This is a genomic window from Chryseobacterium sp. SIMBA_029, assembly GCF_046535275.1.
Classification (GTDB): domain Bacteria; phylum Bacteroidota; class Bacteroidia; order Flavobacteriales; family Weeksellaceae; genus Chryseobacterium.
This window is the reverse complement of sequence record NZ_JAWRXA010000002.1, coordinates 76,275-94,464: the sequence shown is the minus strand read 5'-3', so window position 1 is coordinate 94,464 and position 18,190 is coordinate 76,275. Positions and strand designations below refer to the sequence as shown.

General features: G+C 35.7%; 16 protein-coding genes. 14 read left to right on the top strand and 2 right to left on the bottom strand.

Going from position 1 to position 18,190, the window contains the following annotated elements; translation table 11 throughout:
* Positions 1-8 precede the first annotated feature (8 nt).
* Genes SB679_RS03690 through SB679_RS03670 form a run of 5 tightly spaced genes read left to right on the top strand, consistent with a single transcriptional unit; the run spans position 9 to position 7,033 of the window.
* On the top strand, positions 9-3,080 hold the full coding sequence (locus SB679_RS03690; protein WP_410700866.1) for a TAT-variant-translocated molybdopterin oxidoreductase: 3,072 nt from the start codon (positions 9-11) through the stop codon (positions 3,078-3,080).
* Positions 3,081-3,105: 25 nt separating this feature from the next.
* Complete coding sequence (gene nrfD, locus SB679_RS03685) at positions 3,106-4,503, top strand: NrfD/PsrC family molybdoenzyme membrane anchor subunit (protein ID WP_410700865.1); 1,398 nt, start codon at positions 3,106-3,108, stop codon at positions 4,501-4,503.
* The gene (locus SB679_RS03680; protein WP_410700864.1) at positions 4,490-5,011 is read left to right on the top strand and encodes a DUF3341 domain-containing protein; all 522 of its coding nucleotides are present in this window, start codon (positions 4,490-4,492) and stop codon (positions 5,009-5,011) included. The genes nrfD and SB679_RS03680 overlap by 14 nt, the downstream gene beginning before the upstream one ends.
* A 1-nt stretch (position 5,012) precedes the next feature.
* Entirely contained in the window at positions 5,013-5,693 is a 681-nt protein-coding gene (locus tag SB679_RS03675; protein WP_410700863.1) for a c-type cytochrome, read from the top strand.
* A gap of 8 nt (positions 5,694-5,701) precedes the next feature.
* The gene (locus tag SB679_RS03670; RefSeq protein WP_317740519.1) at positions 5,702-7,033 is read left to right on the top strand and encodes a quinol:cytochrome C oxidoreductase; all 1,332 of its coding nucleotides are present in this window, start codon (positions 5,702-5,704) and stop codon (positions 7,031-7,033) included.
* Between the two features lie 218 nt (positions 7,034-7,251).
* On the opposite strand, the gene SB679_RS03665 is transcribed toward SB679_RS03670, so the two are convergent.
* Positions 7,252-8,328, bottom strand: coding sequence for a hypothetical protein (locus SB679_RS03665; protein WP_410700862.1), 1,077 nt, complete (start codon positions 8,326-8,328; stop codon positions 7,252-7,254).
* Between the two features lie 157 nt (positions 8,329-8,485).
* Positions 8,486-9,370, bottom strand: a complete 885-nt coding sequence (locus SB679_RS03660) for a GT-D fold domain-containing glycosyltransferase (RefSeq protein WP_410700861.1) — start codon at positions 9,368-9,370, stop codon at positions 8,486-8,488.
* 266 nt (positions 9,371-9,636) lie between these two features.
* On the opposite strand from SB679_RS03660, the gene SB679_RS03655 reads away from it, so the two are divergent.
* The 9 genes from SB679_RS03655 to SB679_RS03615 all read left to right on the top strand — a co-directional run bounded on the left by SB679_RS03655 (position 9,637) and on the right by SB679_RS03615 (position 18,172).
* Positions 9,637-10,659 carry a hypothetical protein gene (locus SB679_RS03655; RefSeq protein WP_410700860.1) on the top strand — a complete coding sequence of 341 codons (1,023 nt, stop codon included), beginning with the start codon at positions 9,637-9,639 and terminating at the stop codon, positions 10,657-10,659.
* 131 nt (positions 10,660-10,790) lie between these two features.
* Complete coding sequence (locus tag SB679_RS03650; protein WP_410700859.1) at positions 10,791-11,987, top strand: hypothetical protein; 1,197 nt, start codon at positions 10,791-10,793, stop codon at positions 11,985-11,987.
* Positions 11,987-12,523: an adenine phosphoribosyltransferase gene (locus tag SB679_RS03645; protein WP_410700858.1), complete on the top strand. Its 537-nt coding sequence runs from the start codon at positions 11,987-11,989 to the stop codon at positions 12,521-12,523. The genes SB679_RS03650 and SB679_RS03645 overlap by 1 nt, the downstream gene beginning before the upstream one ends.
* A 138-nt stretch (positions 12,524-12,661) precedes the next feature.
* On the top strand, positions 12,662-13,369 hold the full coding sequence (locus SB679_RS03640) for a tetratricopeptide repeat protein (protein WP_410700857.1): 708 nt from the start codon (positions 12,662-12,664) through the stop codon (positions 13,367-13,369).
* 3 nt (positions 13,370-13,372) lie between these two features.
* The gene (gene ribH, locus SB679_RS03635) at positions 13,373-13,891 is read left to right on the top strand and encodes a 6,7-dimethyl-8-ribityllumazine synthase (protein WP_410700856.1); all 519 of its coding nucleotides are present in this window, start codon (positions 13,373-13,375) and stop codon (positions 13,889-13,891) included.
* A gap of 219 nt (positions 13,892-14,110) precedes the next feature.
* A complete protein-coding gene (locus tag SB679_RS03630; RefSeq protein WP_410700855.1) occupies positions 14,111-16,189 on the top strand; it encodes an LTA synthase family protein in 2,079 nt (692 codons plus the stop codon).
* Between the two features lie 91 nt (positions 16,190-16,280).
* Entirely contained in the window at positions 16,281-16,454 is a 174-nt protein-coding gene (locus tag SB679_RS03625; RefSeq protein WP_410700854.1) for a bacteriocin-like protein, read from the top strand.
* Between the two features lie 31 nt (positions 16,455-16,485).
* On the top strand, positions 16,486-17,358 hold the full coding sequence (locus SB679_RS03620) for a hypothetical protein (protein ID WP_410700853.1): 873 nt from the start codon (positions 16,486-16,488) through the stop codon (positions 17,356-17,358).
* Positions 17,336-18,172 carry a GLPGLI family protein gene (locus SB679_RS03615; RefSeq protein ID WP_410700852.1) on the top strand — a complete coding sequence of 279 codons (837 nt, stop codon included), beginning with the start codon at positions 17,336-17,338 and terminating at the stop codon, positions 18,170-18,172. The genes SB679_RS03620 and SB679_RS03615 overlap by 23 nt, the downstream gene beginning before the upstream one ends.
* The last annotated feature ends 18 nt before the right edge of the window (positions 18,173-18,190 follow it).

The window sequence follows — 18,190 nt, the reverse complement described above, 5'->3', positions numbered from 1 at the left end:
AAGTATAAATGGCTTCAAATAAAATACAATTTAGAAGTATTCATGAACTTAAAGATCCAGCTTTAAACAATAAGCTGGCTCAGAAAGAGTTTCAGGAAGAAATTCCGGTAGAAGATTTCCTTGGAGATGCTGAACAAAACGGATCAAGTACTTCAAGAAGAGATTTCTTAAAATTATTAGGATTCTCAACAGCTGCTGTTACATTAGCAGCGTGTGAGGCTCCGGTAATTAAAACGATCCCTTACGTGGTAAAACCACACGATATTATTCCGGGGGTTCCAAATTATTACGCTTCAACCTATTTTGATGGTTTTGACTTTGCTAGTGTTTTAGTAAAAACCCGTGAAGGACGACCTATCAAAATAGATCCGAACCCGTCAGCTGGAGATTTAGGTAAAACTAACGCAAGAGCTCAGGCAAGTGTACTTTCTCTTTATGATAATGATAAAGTAAAACAGCCTAAATTAGACGGTAAAGACGAAACTTTCGACAAAGTAGATGATTTCGTTCTTAAAGGTTTGGCAGAAGCTCAGTCAGCAGGTAAGAAAATTGTGCTTTTATCGCACTCTTTCGCTTCACCTACTTTCAAAAAGTTATTCGCTGAATTTAAAGCAAAATATCCTACTGCTGAATTAGTAACGTATGATGCGATTCCTTACTCTGCTTCTCTGGATGCAGCACAGGAAGTTTTCGGACAAAGAGCATTACCGGTTTACGACCTTAAAGGTACTGAGCTAGTTGTTTCTTTCCAGGCAGATTTCTTAGGAGATTATAATGCTTCAAGCTTAGAAACATCTTATGCAGCAGCAAGAAAACCGGGACCAAACATGTTGAGACACATTCAGGTGGAAGCTAACATGTCTATCACAGGTGCGAATGCTGACTCAAGATACAGATTAAAGCCAAGTGCGATAAACAAAACATTAGTTGAAGTTTATAATGCTATCGTTACAGGAACAACTCCTGCAGACGTAACGGCTTCTGAGATCGTAAAAGAGCTGAAAGCTAAAAACAGTAAAGCTGTTGTTTTAGCAGACGGATCTAAAGGAGCTCAGGTTTTGGCACACTTAATCAACCAAAAATTAGGTTCTGTAGCTTTCACTGGTAAAGCGAACTTCCTAAAAGAATTTGATAAAGCAAGATACCAGGAATTCTTAGGATGGGTAAATGCAGGTCAGGTTGGAGTATTAATTACCAACAATGTAGATCCAATTTACTCTCATCCAAAAGGAGAAGATTTCAAAAAATCTTTATCTAAAGTTGCTTGCGTAGTTGCTGTTGCTGACAAGAAAAATGAAATGTACAAAGCAGCGAAAGCTGTAATTCCTGTAGCTAACTGGCTAGAGTCTTGGGGAGATATTGAACCTCAAACTGGAATTTATACATTAATGCAGCCTACTATCCAGAAAATTTACAAATCGAGACAGATTGAAGAATCTTTATTGGTTTGGAAAAACGGTAAAAACAGCGCATCTAATAACTACTACGATTATTTAAAAGGAAGTGCTGCTTCTATTTTGGGAGCAACTTCTTTCAATAAAGCTTTATACAACGGTATCGTTACTTCCAACAATGCAACAACGTTGTCTTATGCAGGAGGAAATGCTGCACAGGCAGTTGCTGAATTAGGAAACTTTAAAGCTTCTGAACTGGAATTGGTATTGTATACTAAGACTTCAATGGGAGATGGTACTCAATCAAACAACCCTTGGTTGCAAGAATTACCGGATCCTCTTACAAGAATGTCTTGGGATAACTACTTGACTATTTCTCCGAAAGATGCAGAAAAATTTGAAATAGAAAACGATCTTAATGCAAGAATGCAGTTAGACGGTTCTATCGTAAATCTTACTGTAAACGGAGTAACAATAAAAGATGTTCCTGTATTTATTCAGCCAGGACAAGCAGAAGGATCAGTAGGTCTTGCGCTTGGATATGGTAAAAAGAACTCAGGAGCAACTGCTGATACAGGAGTAAACGCTTATCCTTTATTTGATGGTTCTAACTTGACAGTGTCTGGTGTGAAAATCGAAAAAACAGGAGAAGATCATGAGTTTGCTGGTATCCAGCTTCAAAACACGTTGATGGGTCGTTATGAAATCGCTAAAGAAGTTCCTTTAGCAGAATTTATCAACGTTCCTTTTGATGATGAGCACAAAGGATGGAACAAGCCTTTAGAATATCACACCATCAGCGGAGCTCTTCCTGCAAGAAAAATCGACCTTTGGGACGCTTTTGATGATACAGACGGACCTCACTTTAACTTGTCTATCGACTTGAACTCTTGTACGGGTTGTGGAGCATGTATTATTGCTTGTCAGGCAGAAAACAACGTTCCTGTTGTAGGTAAAGAAGAGATCAGAATGTCAAGAGATATGTATTGGTTAAGAATTGACCGTTACTATTCTTCAAGACAGAAAGTGGAAGTATATGAAGGATTAAAAGAGGGAATGGCTGTTCCTGAACTATACGGAAGTAAAGTTCTAGGTATTGAAGGAGCCTTAGAAAACCCTGCAGACAATCCTGATGTAATCTTCCAGCCAGTAATGTGTCAGCACTGTAACCACGCTCCTTGTGAAACTGTTTGTCCGGTTGCGGCAACATCACACGGTAAGCAAGGTCAGAACCACATGGCGTATAACAGATGTATTGGTACAAGATATTGTGCAAACAACTGTCCATATAAAGTAAGACGTTTCAACTGGTTTACTTATAACTTAAATGATAAATTTGATTTCAATCAAAATAACGATTTAGGAAGAATGGTACTAAACCCTGATGTTGTTGTAAGAACAAGAGGGGTTATGGAGAAATGTTCAATGTGTATCCAAGAAACACAGGCTACAATCTTAGCTGCTAAGAGAGACAACAGAAAAGTAACAGATACTGAATTCAAAAATTCTTGTGCTTGTGCTGCTGCTTGTTCTACCGGAGCAATGACGTTTGGAGATATGAATGACAAAGAGTCTGAAGTTAGAGATTTATATTCTAGCAACAGAAGATATTATTTACTTGAGGAGATCGGAACAAAACCAAACGTGTTCTATCACACTAAAGTAAGAAACAGAGTAGAAAAATAAAGTTTAAATAATAAATAGGTAAAAAATGTCAGGACATTACGAAGCTCCGATAAGGGAACCTCTGATTATTGGTCACAAAACTTATCACGATATCACAGAAGATATTGCAAGACCTATAGAAGAAAGAGCAGGTAAATTATGGTGGGTATCACTATATGCAGCCTTAGTTCTATTCATCTATGGATTTGGATGTATCGCTTATACTATCGGGACAGGAATTGGAGCATGGGGGCTTAACAGAACTATTAACTGGGGTTGGGATATTACCAACTTCGTATGGTGGGTAGGTATCGGTCACGCCGGAACCCTTATCTCCGCAGTATTATTATTATTTAGACAGCGATGGAGAATGTCGGTAAACCGTTCAGCGGAAGCGATGACGATCTTCGCGGTTGTACAGGCGGCAATCTTCCCTGTAATCCACATGGGTAGAGTTTGGGTAGGATACTGGGTATTCCCTCTTCCTAACCAGTTTGGTTCTCTTTGGGGGAACTTCAACTCTCCTCTACTTTGGGACGTATTTGCGATCTCTACGTATTTCTCAGTATCTACGGTATTCTGGTTTATGGGATTAATCCCTGACTTTGCAATGATCAGAGATAGAGCAAAAACTCCTTGGACAAAGAAAATTTATACATTCCTAGCATTCGGTTGGGGTGGTAAAGCAAAACACTGGCAGAGATTCGAAGAATTATCTTTGGTTCTTGCAGGATTAGCAACTCCACTTGTATTCTCAGTACACACTACTGTATCTTTTGACTTCGCAACTTCAGTAATTAAAGGATGGCACTCTACGATCTATCCTCCTTACTTCGTTGCTGGAGCAATCTTCTCAGGATTTGCAATGGTACAAACACTATTGTTAATCGCTAGAAAAGTGTGTCACTTAGAAGAATATATTACAATGTATCATATTGAAATTATGAACATCGTAATCGTTCTAACCGGTGGTATGGTAACAGTAGCTTATGCAACTGAATATTTCATCGGATGGTACTCTGGATCAAGATTTGAAGACTTTACCTATCTTTCGCCAGGTGCGGCAGTAGGACCTTACTGGTGGGCTTTCTGGTCATTGATTATCTGTAACCTTGTAGTTCCTGCTTCATTCTGGTTCAAGAAATTGAGAACGAATATTATCTGGACTTTCATCGTTGCATTGATCATCAACATCGGTATGTGGTTTGAACGTTTTGATATTATCGTTATCAACCTTTCTAGAGATTACTTACCAGGATCTTGGACCATGTTTAAACCAACGATCATTGATGTGGGTGTATATTTAGGAACGATCGGATTCTTCTCTGTATTATTCTTATTATACGCAAGAACATTCCCTGTAATTGCACAGGCTGAATTAAAATCGATTCTGAAAATTTCAGGTGAAACTTATAAAGTAAAAGAAGGAGATGAGCACCACTAAAATTGTATACGGACTTTATGCTGATGACGACGATCTAATGAACGGCGTTAAAGCATTCAACGATAAAGGAATATCAATAAATGAAGTTTATACTCCATTCCCTGTTCACGGACTAGATAAAGCTTTAGGGTTAAAGAAAACCAGAATTTCTGATGCTGCATTCTTCTATGCTCTTTATGGTATTACAATCGGTTCAACAGTAACTTGGTACGTAATGAATCATGACTGGCCTCAGAATATTGGTGGTAAGCCTGCTTTTGACTGGGCACACAATATGCCTGCATTCGTAGTTCCAATGTTCGAATTAATGGTTTTCTGTGCAGCTCACATGATGTCATTGACTTTCTTAGTAAGAAATAAAATGTATCCTGGAGCTCCAGCACAAAACCCGGATCCGAGAACTACAGATGATAAATTCATGATGGAATTTGTAACTGAAGATGTAGAATCTGTAAAACAGTTACTGATTGAGACTGGAGTGGAAGAAATAACTGTTAAAGACGCTTAAAATGAAAAAGAATGTATTAAAAATTACAGCAATTTTAGGTTTAACTACAGTGTTACTTAATTCTTGCGGACCAAAAGAAAATACACCATTGGTATATTTTCCAGATATGTACTTTCCGGTAGCTTATGATCCATTAATGAAAGCTCAGGATGCCTACTCAGATCATGAGAATGAAATCCCGGCGTTTGTTAAAAACAGTTTTGCAACAGGTCTTGCTCCAGTAGAAGGTTCAGTTGCACAAAATAAAGATGGTATTTTTGAAGAAGGTTTACTTCCTAAAAATGCAGATCAATATAATGCAGGATATGACGCTTCTAAGAAGATGACGGTATCTCCTCTTAATCCGGCTAATGCAGCTAAGGATATTGAAAGAGGAAAGATGCTATTCGATCATACTTGTGCGGCATGCCACGGAACAGGAGGTGATGGACAAGGTCCAATTGTACAATCTGGTGCTTTCTCTGGTGTACCTAACTATGCTGATAGAGAAATTACTGTAGGATCTGTTCATTATGTATTAACAAACGGTAGAAATGCGATGGGTTCTTATGCAGGACAATTAAACGCAGGAGACAGATGGAGAGTTGCCATGTATGTGATGAGTGCATTCAAAAAGAATGCAGCTCCAGCAGCAGCGGCTCCAGCAGCAGCTAAAACAGATTCTACCGCAACTAAAAAATAAGAAAAGAAATGTATAGTTTTTCACCAAAATTAAAATCAACTTCTATAATACTTCTTGTTGTAGGTTTAGTTCTATTTGGTATCGGCTTCTTTTTAAATAAAGGAATCAGTACTGAGAAAATAGAACAGATGATGGAAGCTGTTCATGCTTCAGGTCATACAGCGCCTACACATTCAAGTGAAATGATAGGACCTCAGGATCATGCAGCTCATTTAGAGCATGCTGAACTTCAGATTCATAATCAGCCTTTAGCATCATTGCACTTTGTGGCTGTCTTTTTCTTTGGAGTAAGTTGTGCTGTACTGTTTTTTTACTGTATTCAGCACGCAGCTCACGCAGGTTGGCCAATCATTATTACAAGAGTAATGGAAGCTATCGCTTCTTACATCCCATACGGAGGAGCAATCCTGGTTATCATGATGATATTGAATATCACTCACAATGGCCACTTATTCCACTGGATGGATCCCGAATTGACAAATCCTGAATCTGCACATTTCGATGTGATCTTATTTGAAAAGAAAAGATTCCTGAACATTCCTTTCTATGCAATCAGAACGATTATCTACGTAGTAGGTGCTTCTTTCTTTGCCTGGAAATTAAAAGCTCAGTCTAAAAAAGTAGACGAAACAAAATCAAGAGTAGACTATCAAATGCTTTACAGATGGGCTGTTGGATATATTGCATTCTTCGGATTTGCATCTGCAGCTTGGGCGTGGGACTGGTTGATGTCTATTGACCCTCACTGGTATTCTACAATGTATATCTGGTACTCAATGGTAAGTTGTCTATCAAGTGGTATTGCAGTAATCATCTTATTGAGTGTATACCTTAAGAAAAACGGATTCCTTCCTCAGTTCAATGATAACCACTTACACGATTTAGGAGTATTCCTTTTCGCTACAAGTATGCTTTGGACGTATACATGGTTTGCACAGTTTATGTTATACTGGTATGCTAACGTACCGGAAGAGGTAAACTACTTCTTTGGAAGATTCCAGCATTATGGTACTACTTTCTTGCCAATGTTGATCATCAACTTCCTATTACCATTATTGGTATTGGTAAGCAGCAGCATCAAGAGAAACTACAAAGTGGTAACAACAATGGCAGTAGTAGTTATCCTAGGTCACCTTTTAGATTACTTCAATATGGTAATGCCGGGAACGGTAGGACCTTACTGGAACACTCCTGAAGTATTCTTATTAATTTTAGGTGCTGTTTTATTCGTAGCAGGATTGTTTATGTTTACTGTATTAACAGCTTTATCTAAATTAAAGTTGATCCCTACAGGAAACCCTTACCTACATGAATCTGAAATTTATGAGTATCCTTTCTAAGAAGAACTCCTAACAGAAATAAATAAAAAGACCGGTCTTTACGACTGGTCTTTTTTGTTTTAAGATATTCATATTCCCAAATATAAAACTTATAACGGATCTGTATTCCAAGTTACTTCGTGAGGTAATAAAAAAAGATCCGGAGAAAAATACTTTCTCCGGATCTTTTTATTGTTATTTATTATTTAAAGCCAATAATAAGTACGAAATAAAGTCATTTAACGAACAAATTTCACACTGCGGTGTTCAGCCTGTAAATAAACCAGTTCTTTATTTTTAATGCTATTATTCAGATGATCTATAACGCTCTCCGGGGTAAGGTTATCCTGAAAATATTGTAAAACATTTTTCCTCAATTCAGCAATTTCCAATTCGGACATTTCAAAAATATCCTGTAATATACCATTCAAATGTGCCAAATCATCAAAAATGATCGCATTAACCCTATCCGTAAGGTTCGGGTACATTACATCCGCATATTCTTTCTGAATCAATGGAATTGTTCCTACAGACATTGCTTCAATTACATTATGGCATAAAGGCATAACGACTCCGGGACAGCACAAGTAAAAATTAAAATGAGATAAAGTTTCTCTTACATCTGCCATCGGAAGTTCAAAATGCTCTTTAATCGCAAAAGCATATTTTTTCTCTAAGCTCCCCTCTTCTATTCTTTTCAACATTTCAGCTTTTCCAGGAAGTGCCAGGAAATTCGCTTTGCTTTCAAAATAACTTAGAAGTTCAGTCCTTGGAATCACTGAAAATTCTGTTCTCTTGATGTCAAGGTAAGCCTGAGCATCAAAATTACCGTAGCAAAAAATTGAATTGATTCTTTTTTTGTTGAGATCTACTTTATGATTCCAGATTCCATAATGATACATAAGGGGATGAAAGCTCATCGGAACATGATAAACCCCAGTTGTATTATTTCCCTTTTCAAAATAACTGGAAAAATAGTCCGGGCTGAACATCTCATCTGTTATTTCAATATAGTTTTCAGGCTGATATTTTTTATTCACAATTAAGAAATTATCCTCCCTTATAATTAAACTAAGATATTTTTCTTTATTACGGATGTTCCTGAATGTGGCAAAGTCCATTGGGTAATAAACGTTGTACCCGGAAAGTTTGTAGAATTTCAGGAGCAGATAAAAAAAACGGTGATAAACGGTGTGATGCTTAATACTCACTACTACTGCTTTAGGAGTATTTTCAGGGGTATTCTTTTTAATTTTCTCAAAAGCCAGACTATCTTTTATAAGCCGGTTTACCTGATCAAATCTTTTCTTAATCATTGTGTGTGTTCATTTAAAACAAATATAACATTTATTTCAGAAACGTGTATTGTAACGATATAGTAGCCTGTCAAATCATCAAACATTCATAACGAAAGATGATTGAAAATATAAGATTGAAATTTTCGGTGATAAGAATTCATTTCCAGATCACGAGTTACATTGTCTTTATGATAGATTTTTCATATTTCATTCTCTCGTTTGTTGGTATTTCCAGGTTGAGCTGTTCTGTGGCTTCATTCACCAACCTTCCTTCAACCGGTATTTTTTCCTGTGCATTTTGCAGATACCACATATATTCCAAATCTACGTGCCCAGTATCTATTGTCCAGATATTTTCTTTTGCCAGATCAAAAGCCATTACTGTCGCTGTAGGACCTAATGCAAGAAGAACCAACTTGTTTCTTCCATGGGTTTTAATTTCAGAAAGAATTTCATGATAGGCAGAAAAAGCATCTTTCGTGGGGCAAAGTATTCTTTTCAATGATTTTACTCCATCAAAAAGATCATTTCCAACGCCTAAACGAGAATATGCTCCTTCCACAATTAAAACATCCTGATCTTCCCAAATCTTTTTAAACTTCCTCAGGATATTTGGAATATGCTTTTTCGTTTCGTAATCTAAATAAAAACGGGTGATAAAAGCATTGGAATATTTTTTTTCAGGTTTGAGATACTGCGAGATCTGAACTCCTACCGTGTTGATGTAATTCAGCCACCAAAATTTTACCCGCCAATTGAGATTATTTTTCAAAGAGAACGTTTCGGGAATGGCAATAAGGTGATTGGGTACATTGGAGGCCAAAACTTCTCGAAGCTTCTCCGTTAGTTCTTCACTTCCATTTTGAAAGCCAATACCTGAAGTATTAAGTACTAAACGAAACTCTCCGTCTCCAAACCTGCTGATATTTTTTTTATGAGTTATAATTTCATCCAGCGTTTCATCCAACGTTTCCACTTTATAGAATGGGAAATTTTTCCTCAACTTTCTCGTGTTGAAAAAAAAACGGTAGTAATGGTATCTTTTTTTTAAGCTATTCATTAGAATCTAAAAGTTAAGAAAAAAGCAAAAAGCTTAAGCTTCTCCTGTAAAATTCTGTCCCTAAAAATTAGGAACGGGTAAAAATACAATATTTTTCTAACCACATGAAAAAAAGGAGAAAACATCTATATTTGTCTGATTATAAGTATAAAATAATCAGCCTTTATTACACTTAAAATTGAAATTGAAAAAGCTTTCAGGCAACCATTTTAAATTTTATGCGTCTTATAAATAAACCTGATTGTAATACCTCTTACCCTATACCCATGAAAAAGAATCATCTGTTTTATCTTCTGCTTATTTTGCTGTTCAATTTTGCAGGCGCACAAACTATTACTTTTATTTCAGATAAAAGTTCCAACCCCTTACCCAAAGTTTCTGTTTTCGGGAAAGATGGAAATATCCTGGCGTATTCTGATATCGATGGAAAAATTGATAAAAAATCCCTGAGCCCGGAGCAGGAAAAATTTAAAATTGTCTATGATAACTTTGCCGTAGCGACCCTATCCTATTCTGACTTTGATAAGGATATCATCCGACTGAACGATCAGGTAAAAGAAATTGAAGCGATTGTCATTAAAAATACCAAACCGGCAAAATACATCTTTATTAAAGGAAATTTCAATTCTTATGTAACCGTAAATAAAAGATTAAACTGTTATGCAGATGGAATTGTAACCTATATTTTCGATAATAAAACGAAGAAACTGAAAAGCACCAACGTTGAACAGTACAGAGTCTATCGTCTGGATGATCCTAAAAGCGAGAAAAAACAGACTGCTTCATGGGATTATGCTTCTTCATTATCCGTTCCTGAAATGAAAAACGTTGGAAATCTAGAAGAATACAAAAAGAAAAACACCAAAGTGAAGGAATTAAAGGGGGATCGGAAAGACGAAATAGAAATTACAGGGGAATTCCTTCAGCAAAAAGAATTTGCGTTTCTTGGATTCCGGTTTTTTGATCTGAAAGGAATTATCAATATTGCATTTGAGAAAGACTCCAAGAAAACATTGAAAGACCTGTTGGAATATAACGAGATTGATTTTCTGAAACTAAAACACAAATCAGAAGAAAACTACAATCAGTTAATAGCATACAGTAACTTCTACTCTACAGAGTTGGGCTTCACCAACGAAAATGACCTTGAAAAAGTAAAATTCAAAAAAGAAAGCAGCAACTACACCTCAAAGTTCTGGGAAAATCCTTCATTTCCCAATATGCAGCTTGTTTTCAGTTCATTCTTTAAAGATGATTTAAAAGAACAGGAGAATAAACCAAAAAATTAAGATTCTTATTTTTCCAATAAGGGATTTAGAAATAAGCCTCAAAACCCGCTTTATTTTCTAAAACAGACAAAGTAAAAATAAAAACTCTTCATTAATAAAGGTTTTACTAAATTTGTAGCAAACAGATAAAAATGAAAAAGTTTTCTTTTCTACTAGTTTTCAGTTTGTTGCTTTTTACTGCATGCAAAAAAGACCATGTAGATGCGACAACTACTAAAACGTTACAGTCAAGTATCAACGACATGACCGCCAGTCTTACGACCATTAAACAGATTAAGTTTAATGAAGCGCTCTATATCCTTAAAACATTTGGAGTAGAGGCAGACGGCGATATTAATGAATTGAAAGCTCTTGGCAAGCTCATCGACGGAAAAAAAGTTCCGGAAATTTTAGCACTCGCAGACCAGGTTGCTCAAAAAAACGGAATAGAATGGGCAAGTACTTCCCCACCTTCATTAGGAGAAATGAATATCTTCGGAGACGATAAAGCCAAAGAAAGTGATCCTAATGATGTAAAAGCTGCATCATTAAGCATCATCACAAGACCTACTGCCGATGATGGAAACGGAGCTACTGCTATCCAGATCATTCCAAGATTAGTAGACAATGCAGGAAATCCTATTTCATTTACCGGTGCCGGATTGGAAGCAACCTTAGAGGTTTTCAGTAACGGAGTAAGAATATCAACCGCTAAAAACCTGATGCAGGATAACAATTTTAAAGGTTTTAATCTAAAATTCTCGTCTATCCTTGCTTCAAAAGTAGTAGATAATAAAATTGACATCACTGTTTCTGTAAAAACAACGGCAAAAACATTCAAAATGTCTAAAATCGGATTGGATGTAAATCCATCTGCATTAAAAGTTCCTGCCCCTCCAAAAACAGATTCTACCACAGTAAACCAGGATCCAAGTGCGGTTGTAGACCCTAACAATCCTACAGCAACACCGACTACTCCAACAGATCCGAATGCTGCAACTCCTCCTCCGGCTGCACCAAAACAGCCAGTGGCAGACCCAAAAAATACAGTAAACAAATTTTTAAGTAATGTAGGTTCTCAAAATCTTAAAGCAGCATTTGATGCATCAAGCAACCCAAGCTGGGGAAGCTATGAATCTTTTGCAAGTGCAACTTCCGGTTTTGGTTCTGTAAAAAACGTAAGTGTAAAAAACATTTCTTCCAATGCATCCAATAACACGAGCGCAAGCGTTAATGCTACCTACGATGTTACCGATAAAAGTGGAAAAACAACTTCTCTGAAAGTAACTTTCGGTCTTAAAAATGTAAATGGTGACTGGAAAATTTCCAGTTACAAAATAAATCCATAATGGCGTCACAAGAACTCATCAGAAAATTAGAAGAAACCATTGAAAATGTTCCGGATTTTCCAATCCAGGGGATACAGTTCAAAGATATCTCTCCTATTTTTTTGAATCCTAAACTTTACGAAGCTGTGATTGAAGATTTGGTCGCTTTCAGTAGAGGAAAAGTAGATGCAGTCTGTGGCATAGAAAGCCGCGGGTATCTTTTTGGTATTGCGATCGCAGTAGCGTTAGAAGTTCCTTTCATTTTAATCAGAAAAAAAGGAAAACTTCCACCCACCACCGTTTCAGAAAAATATGACCTGGAATATGGGAGCGCAGAAATAGAAACACGCGAAGGACAGATCAAAAAAGGACAACGAGTATTAATTCATGATGACCTGCTGGCAACGGGAGGAACCACAGAAGCCGCCGCAAAGCTTGTTGAAAAACAAGGTGCAAAAGTGGCTCAGTTCAGTTTCCTGATTGGCTTAACAGATCTTAAAGGAGATGAAAAGCTAAAAAAATTCGATGCTGAAATCTACCATATCCTGAGTTATTAATATTACATGTAAAGCATCATCAAAGTATTTTTACGGATAAACAATTTATAATTCACAAGATTTACGCAATAATACCCGCAAAGTATTTTGTAAATCATTCAGAAACAATTAAATTTGCAATTCAATTTTTAAGAATTTATGGCAAAATTGGGAAAGAATGCTCAAAACGAGCAAGAAGGTAAAGAAACAGTTGAGTTCTTTAAAGACCTTGATAGAGAGGCTTTAAACACTGAGAGATTTCTTGAGAAATATTCAAAACCTCTAAGTATTGCATTTGGAGTTTTGGTGTTAGGTGTTTTAGGTTTCTTTGCTTACAAACAATTCGTTGTAGCACCTAAAAACATTGAAGCTGTAAAAAGTTTCCTTGCTGCACAAAAAAATCTTGCCGAAGGGAAAGATAAAGAAGCATTGGGAGGAAAATCTGCTGCAAATCCAGGTTTTATAGGAACATATAACGAATACTCTAATACCAATGTAGGTAAACTATCTGCTTATAATGCAGGTTTACTAAAATTTAAAGAAGGAAAATTCCAGGAAGCTTACGATCTTCTTGACAAGTTTTCATCTGACAACAAAACATTGATGGCAATGAAATATGGCGCAATGGCAGATGCTCAGTCTGGTCTTAACAAAAATGATGAAGCTTTATCATTGTTAGACAAAGCATCTTCTGCATCTGATGATCCTTACACAACCTACTATTTTACAAGAAAAGCAGGGATTGTAGCTTTAGGATTAAAAAAGAATGCTGACGCTAAAAAATACTTCTCTGTAATTGACGAGAAATATCAAGACTACGATAACGGAATGTCTGATTCTTATATTGAAATGACTAAATATTACTAAAAAATGGCAACAGTTAATCTTTCTGATTACAAGCCACTTCATATAACAAATGCCGAAGATTTTTCTATCGGCATTGTTTTTTCTGAGTGGAATGATTTTGTAACGTACAATCTTCGTGATGCAGCCTTGGAAATCCTTGAGAAAGAAGGCGTAAAATCTGAAAATATAAAACTTTTTCCAGTTCCGGGAGCTTTTGAACTTAACTATGCGAGTATGCAGCTTTGTAAAGAAAGAAAATACGATGCTGTAATTGCAATAGGATGTGTTATCAGAGGGGAAACTCCACATTTCGACTTTGTCTGCTCTGCAGTAGCACAAGGAATCAAAGATTGCAATATTCTGACGGACACTCCTACGATTTTCTGTGTTTTAACAGACGATACCAAAGAACAGTCTATAGCAAGAAGCGGTGGTGATCTTGGAAACAAAGGTGTAGAAGCTGCAGTGACAGCTTTAAGTATGATTAATTTTAAAAAGAATCTATCCGAGAAGAAAGGAAATATCGGCTTCGGACATTCTTAATAATTTATCCATTGATACAATACAGGACTATTTTTTTAATAGTCCTTTTTTATTGCATTCCCTCTATACTTTATACATTGGGATTCTTTCAACACTATTAAAAAGTCTAAACGAATATTAATTCCATCATAAAATTTCTTTCAGACAGCAGGTTTACATTTTTTTTGTTAAAAAATAGCACACAAAAACTATCTTTGTGAAAGTTAATATACCATCCAGATGTATCCTCAAAAAATAAAACCATTCCTGTATCTAGGGATTTTTTACCTTATTATTTCTTTAATCATAAGAGTAATATTCTTTTTCCATCCCATTACTACAGCAAGCTTCAGCGTTTTCGAAGTCATTAAAGTTCTTTCAATAGGCTTTCTGAATGATGTCTTTGTCTTCGTCCTTGCCAGTTCAATTTTGGCGATATACTTTTTATTCCTTTCAAACTCAAAATATAAAAAACCGTACGGATACATCATTCTGGGGGTCTTGGTCCTCTTTTTCCTGTACATCTGGCTGATTCCCAACAATATTTTCAAGCAGTATGGAGGATCAATATCAGAAGTAGCCCTTACTTTTGTAGGAATTAAGACCTTTTTCTTCGCTCTCATGCTGTTCCTTCCTAACCAAAGGATTAAAATACGGAACGTATTATATTTCATCACATTACTCCTGTATGTTCTACTGATTATTTTCAATGCAGTAAGTGAGTACTTCTTTTATAATGAATTTGGGGTACGTTATAATTTTATCGCAGTAGATTATCTTATCTACACCAATGAAGTGATTGGAAATGTGATGGAAAGCTATCCTGTAATTCCATTATTTTCAGCAATATTGATCGTTACACTGGCCATTACATGGTTTATATTTAAAAAGACGAAAAACGAATTACTGGAATTACCCAATTTTAAACAGAAAATGGTCTTACTGGGATCTTTTATTGTGCTTTCATTCATCAGTGTATGGGCGGTATCCTCCTTAATGAAGATAAAATCTGAAAATGTTTTTGCAGACGAAATTGAAAACAACGGTCTTCCAAAATTCTACTGGGCATTTACCCATAATGAATTGGATTATTTCCAGTTTTATTCCCAAATCGACCAAAAAGAGGCGGAAAAGAACTTTTTAAGTCAGTTTCCGGAACATACGCTAAAAAGATCTATTACTTCTGAACAGCCAGAACTTAAGAAAAATGTAGTGCTAATCTCTATTGAGAGCCTTTCCGCAGATTTCATGGAGCATTACGGAAATACCCAAAAAATCACTCCTTTCTTAGACAGTCTTGCTAATAAATCATTGATGTTTACCAATCTTTATGCAACCGGAAACAGAACGGTAAGAGGCCTGGAGGCATTAACGCTTTGTATTCCTCCGACTGCCGGAGAAAGTATTATTAAAAGAGATGATAACAAAAATAAATTTACCACAGGAAGCGTTTTCAAATCTAAAGGTTACGATGTGAAATTTTTATACGGCGGATATAGCTATTTCGATAATATGGCAGACTTTTTTGGTGGAAACGGCTATGATATTGTAGACCGAAATAACTTCAAACCTGAAGAAGTCACATTCGCTAATGTTTGGGGTGTAGCAGATGAAGATATGGCGAGAAAAGCTATTCAGGTGATGAATTCAGAAGCAAAATCCGGTAAACCGTTCTTTAACCACTGGATGACAGTTTCCAACCACCGACCTTTTACGTATCCTGACGGAAGAATTGATATCCCCGGGACTGCAAAATCCCGTGAAGGAGGCGTAAAATACACCGATTATTCCCTTAGATTGTTTTTTGAAATGGCTAAAAAGCAAGACTGGTACAAGAATACCGTTTTCGTAATCATTGCTGATCACTGTGCATCGAGCGCCGGAAAAACAGAACTTCCGATGGAGAAATACCGAATTCCGGCTATGATATTCTCTGAAGGGTACATCCAGCCTCAGAAATTCGATAAACTGATGTCGCAGATCGATATCATGCCAACGTTGTTTGGATTGCTTAATTTCAGTTATCAATCTAAATTTTTAGGACAGGATGTTTTCAAAAAAGAATTCCAGTCTAAAGCATACATTGCCACTTACCAGGATCTCGGATTTGTAAAAGACGGTTACATGACCATCATTTCTCCGGTTAAAAAAGTAAAACAATACTCATTAACCGCGGAACAAAGCGACCTTGCCCCTGAATTCAAATACAAATACGATGAGAAATTGTTGAAAAAGAATAACGAACAGTTAATTAATGAGACCATTTCTGCCTATCAATCGACTTCTTACTGGCTGAAAACAAAGCAGCTGAACCGATAGTTTTTACCTGATAATAAAGGCTTTATAAAAATCACCATTGTATGATTTTTTTTATTACTTTTGAAAAGATAAAACTTTAACCAAAATTATTATGAAAAATCTTAAAAAGATTTCAAGAAGCGAATTAAGAACCGTAAAAGGAGGTATAGAAAACAACTGTCATTGCAGCCCTGGCGACTCTGGGTTACCTCCAAGGGACTCATGGACACCTGATTCAGATACTTGTTTCAGATCATGTGTTTGTTACAGAAAAGGAGGATGCTAAGTAAACACTTTAAAATATTATACTTTACAATATGAAGTATTCATTTTCTAATAAGAGGATATTCTGTATCCTCTTATTTTATTTCTCTGTGGTAAGTGCTCAAAAAGTTACTTTTATCAACAATACGAATACCGCTGTTACCATCAAAAATGGTGATAAGGAGATTAATATTCAGGAGCATGAAAAAAAGGAATTGGCAGATGTAACGGACATCTTAATGCTTAAAGAAATAGACAGATCCATTTATTTATTCCTGGAACCAACAGAAAAGCTCACCGTAACATTAGAAAAAGGCAATAAATTACATTACGCCGGTAACCGGGCTTTAGTCTATGAGTACATCAATGGAAATTTAAACGCTGATACATATGGAAAATTCAATGATTATGTAAAAGCTGTAAAAAATAAAAATATCGGAGAATTAGCTAAATATTCAGAGTTGTTATTGATAGATATTCTACGGAATATCAAGCAAACTACTATTTTACCCACTGAAAATGATTCTTATGCCACTAAAAAAATGAAAAGCTATATCAAATACAATTGGTTAATGACCGTTTTCTCTGCCATTGACAGCCAAAACTATACAAGCTTTTCTGGCAACGCTTTTAATTATTTCAAAAAATATATTGAAGCAGATATACCCCAATACAGATGTGTTACTTTTTACCAATACAGCGTTCTTGAAAATTTAGCCCGATATAATAATCTATTAGAGAAAAAGCTGCCCACTTATCCTATCATCGAACATACAACAACAGAAAGAGATAATATCAATCAGTTTCTCCCTAAGACATGTCAGAAATATTATTTTTCTAATAAATACGAATATCTCAATCACCTTAATAGTCCTGAAAAAGAATACTATAAAAAAATTTTAAATGAAAAATTTAATGATCAGTAAACAGATTTTATTAAACACTATCATTATATACTTTGTATTTTGGTCATCTAATTTTTTTGCACAAAATTACCAGATCACCTACGAAGTAAAGTTTAAGCCAAAAAAAGAAAGTGATTCGCTGGTCAAAGAATATATGGTCTTGAAAATCATTAAAGGGCAAAGTATTTTTTATAATGTAAATAAAGAAAAAATAGATTCTCTGGTAAGAAAAAATAACTTTAAAGCAGTTTATACGATTAACAGCTCTTTATTAAGATTACAAGTATCTAAAAGTTTATCTAAAGATTACAGTACAATAGGAATTACTTTTAACCAATTCAAGTATTGGTACAAAGAAAAAAATCCAAAATATTATGACCTTAAAAAGTATGGTCCCTTTAAGGAGTATACTACCAATGAAGCCTTCACCGACTTTGGACAGAGAAAGTGGCATCTTTTATATACCGCTGATATCCCAATCAATGATGGGCCTTATATTTTCTCCGGCCTTCCGGGTTTAGTGATAAAAGCGGAATCTATAGATGGAGATTATAGTTTCGAGGCTGTTGAAATCAAAAAATTAACTGATTCACTGTTATTAACAGAAAATAAAGAAAATATAAAAAAAGATAAACTGATGAAAAATATTGGTGATTTCATTAAAGATCCTGCTTCTCACCGCATTAATTTCAAAAATGATTTTGGAGACAGTTTTACCTATGAATTCGGCGGAGCAAGGGATACAAGCTATAACAAAACAAATGAAATCATAAAAAAAGTTCTTCAGGATTTTAATAATTATCCGGATAAGAATATTCCAGTCATAACATTTTAGTGGTTGTAAACATTATTT

Coding starts and splice junctions, on each gene's coding strand:
- SB679_RS03690 (WP_410700866.1), top strand. CDS start 9: ATGGCTTCAAATAAAATACAATTTAGAAGTATTCATGAACTTAAAGAT.
- nrfD (WP_410700865.1), top strand. CDS start 3,106: ATGTCAGGACATTACGAAGCTCCGATAAGGGAACCTCTGATTATTGGT.
- SB679_RS03680 (WP_410700864.1), top strand. CDS start 4,490: ATGAGCACCACTAAAATTGTATACGGACTTTATGCTGATGACGACGAT.
- SB679_RS03675 (WP_410700863.1), top strand. CDS start 5,013: ATGAAAAAGAATGTATTAAAAATTACAGCAATTTTAGGTTTAACTACA.
- SB679_RS03670 (WP_317740519.1), top strand. CDS start 5,702: ATGTATAGTTTTTCACCAAAATTAAAATCAACTTCTATAATACTTCTT.
- SB679_RS03665 (WP_410700862.1), bottom strand. CDS start 8,328: ATGATTAAGAAAAGATTTGATCAGGTAAACCGGCTTATAAAAGATAGT.
- SB679_RS03660 (WP_410700861.1), bottom strand. CDS start 9,370: ATGAATAGCTTAAAAAAAAGATACCATTACTACCGTTTTTTTTTCAAC.
- SB679_RS03655 (WP_410700860.1), top strand. CDS start 9,637: ATGAAAAAGAATCATCTGTTTTATCTTCTGCTTATTTTGCTGTTCAAT.
- SB679_RS03650 (WP_410700859.1), top strand. CDS start 10,791: ATGAAAAAGTTTTCTTTTCTACTAGTTTTCAGTTTGTTGCTTTTTACT.
- SB679_RS03645 (WP_410700858.1), top strand. CDS start 11,987: ATGGCGTCACAAGAACTCATCAGAAAATTAGAAGAAACCATTGAAAAT.
- SB679_RS03640 (WP_410700857.1), top strand. CDS start 12,662: ATGGCAAAATTGGGAAAGAATGCTCAAAACGAGCAAGAAGGTAAAGAA.
- ribH (WP_410700856.1), top strand. CDS start 13,373: ATGGCAACAGTTAATCTTTCTGATTACAAGCCACTTCATATAACAAAT.
- SB679_RS03630 (WP_410700855.1), top strand. CDS start 14,111: ATGTATCCTCAAAAAATAAAACCATTCCTGTATCTAGGGATTTTTTAC.
- SB679_RS03625 (WP_410700854.1), top strand. CDS start 16,281: ATGAAAAATCTTAAAAAGATTTCAAGAAGCGAATTAAGAACCGTAAAA.
- SB679_RS03620 (WP_410700853.1), top strand. CDS start 16,486: ATGAAGTATTCATTTTCTAATAAGAGGATATTCTGTATCCTCTTATTT.
- SB679_RS03615 (WP_410700852.1), top strand. CDS start 17,336: ATGAAAAATTTAATGATCAGTAAACAGATTTTATTAAACACTATCATT.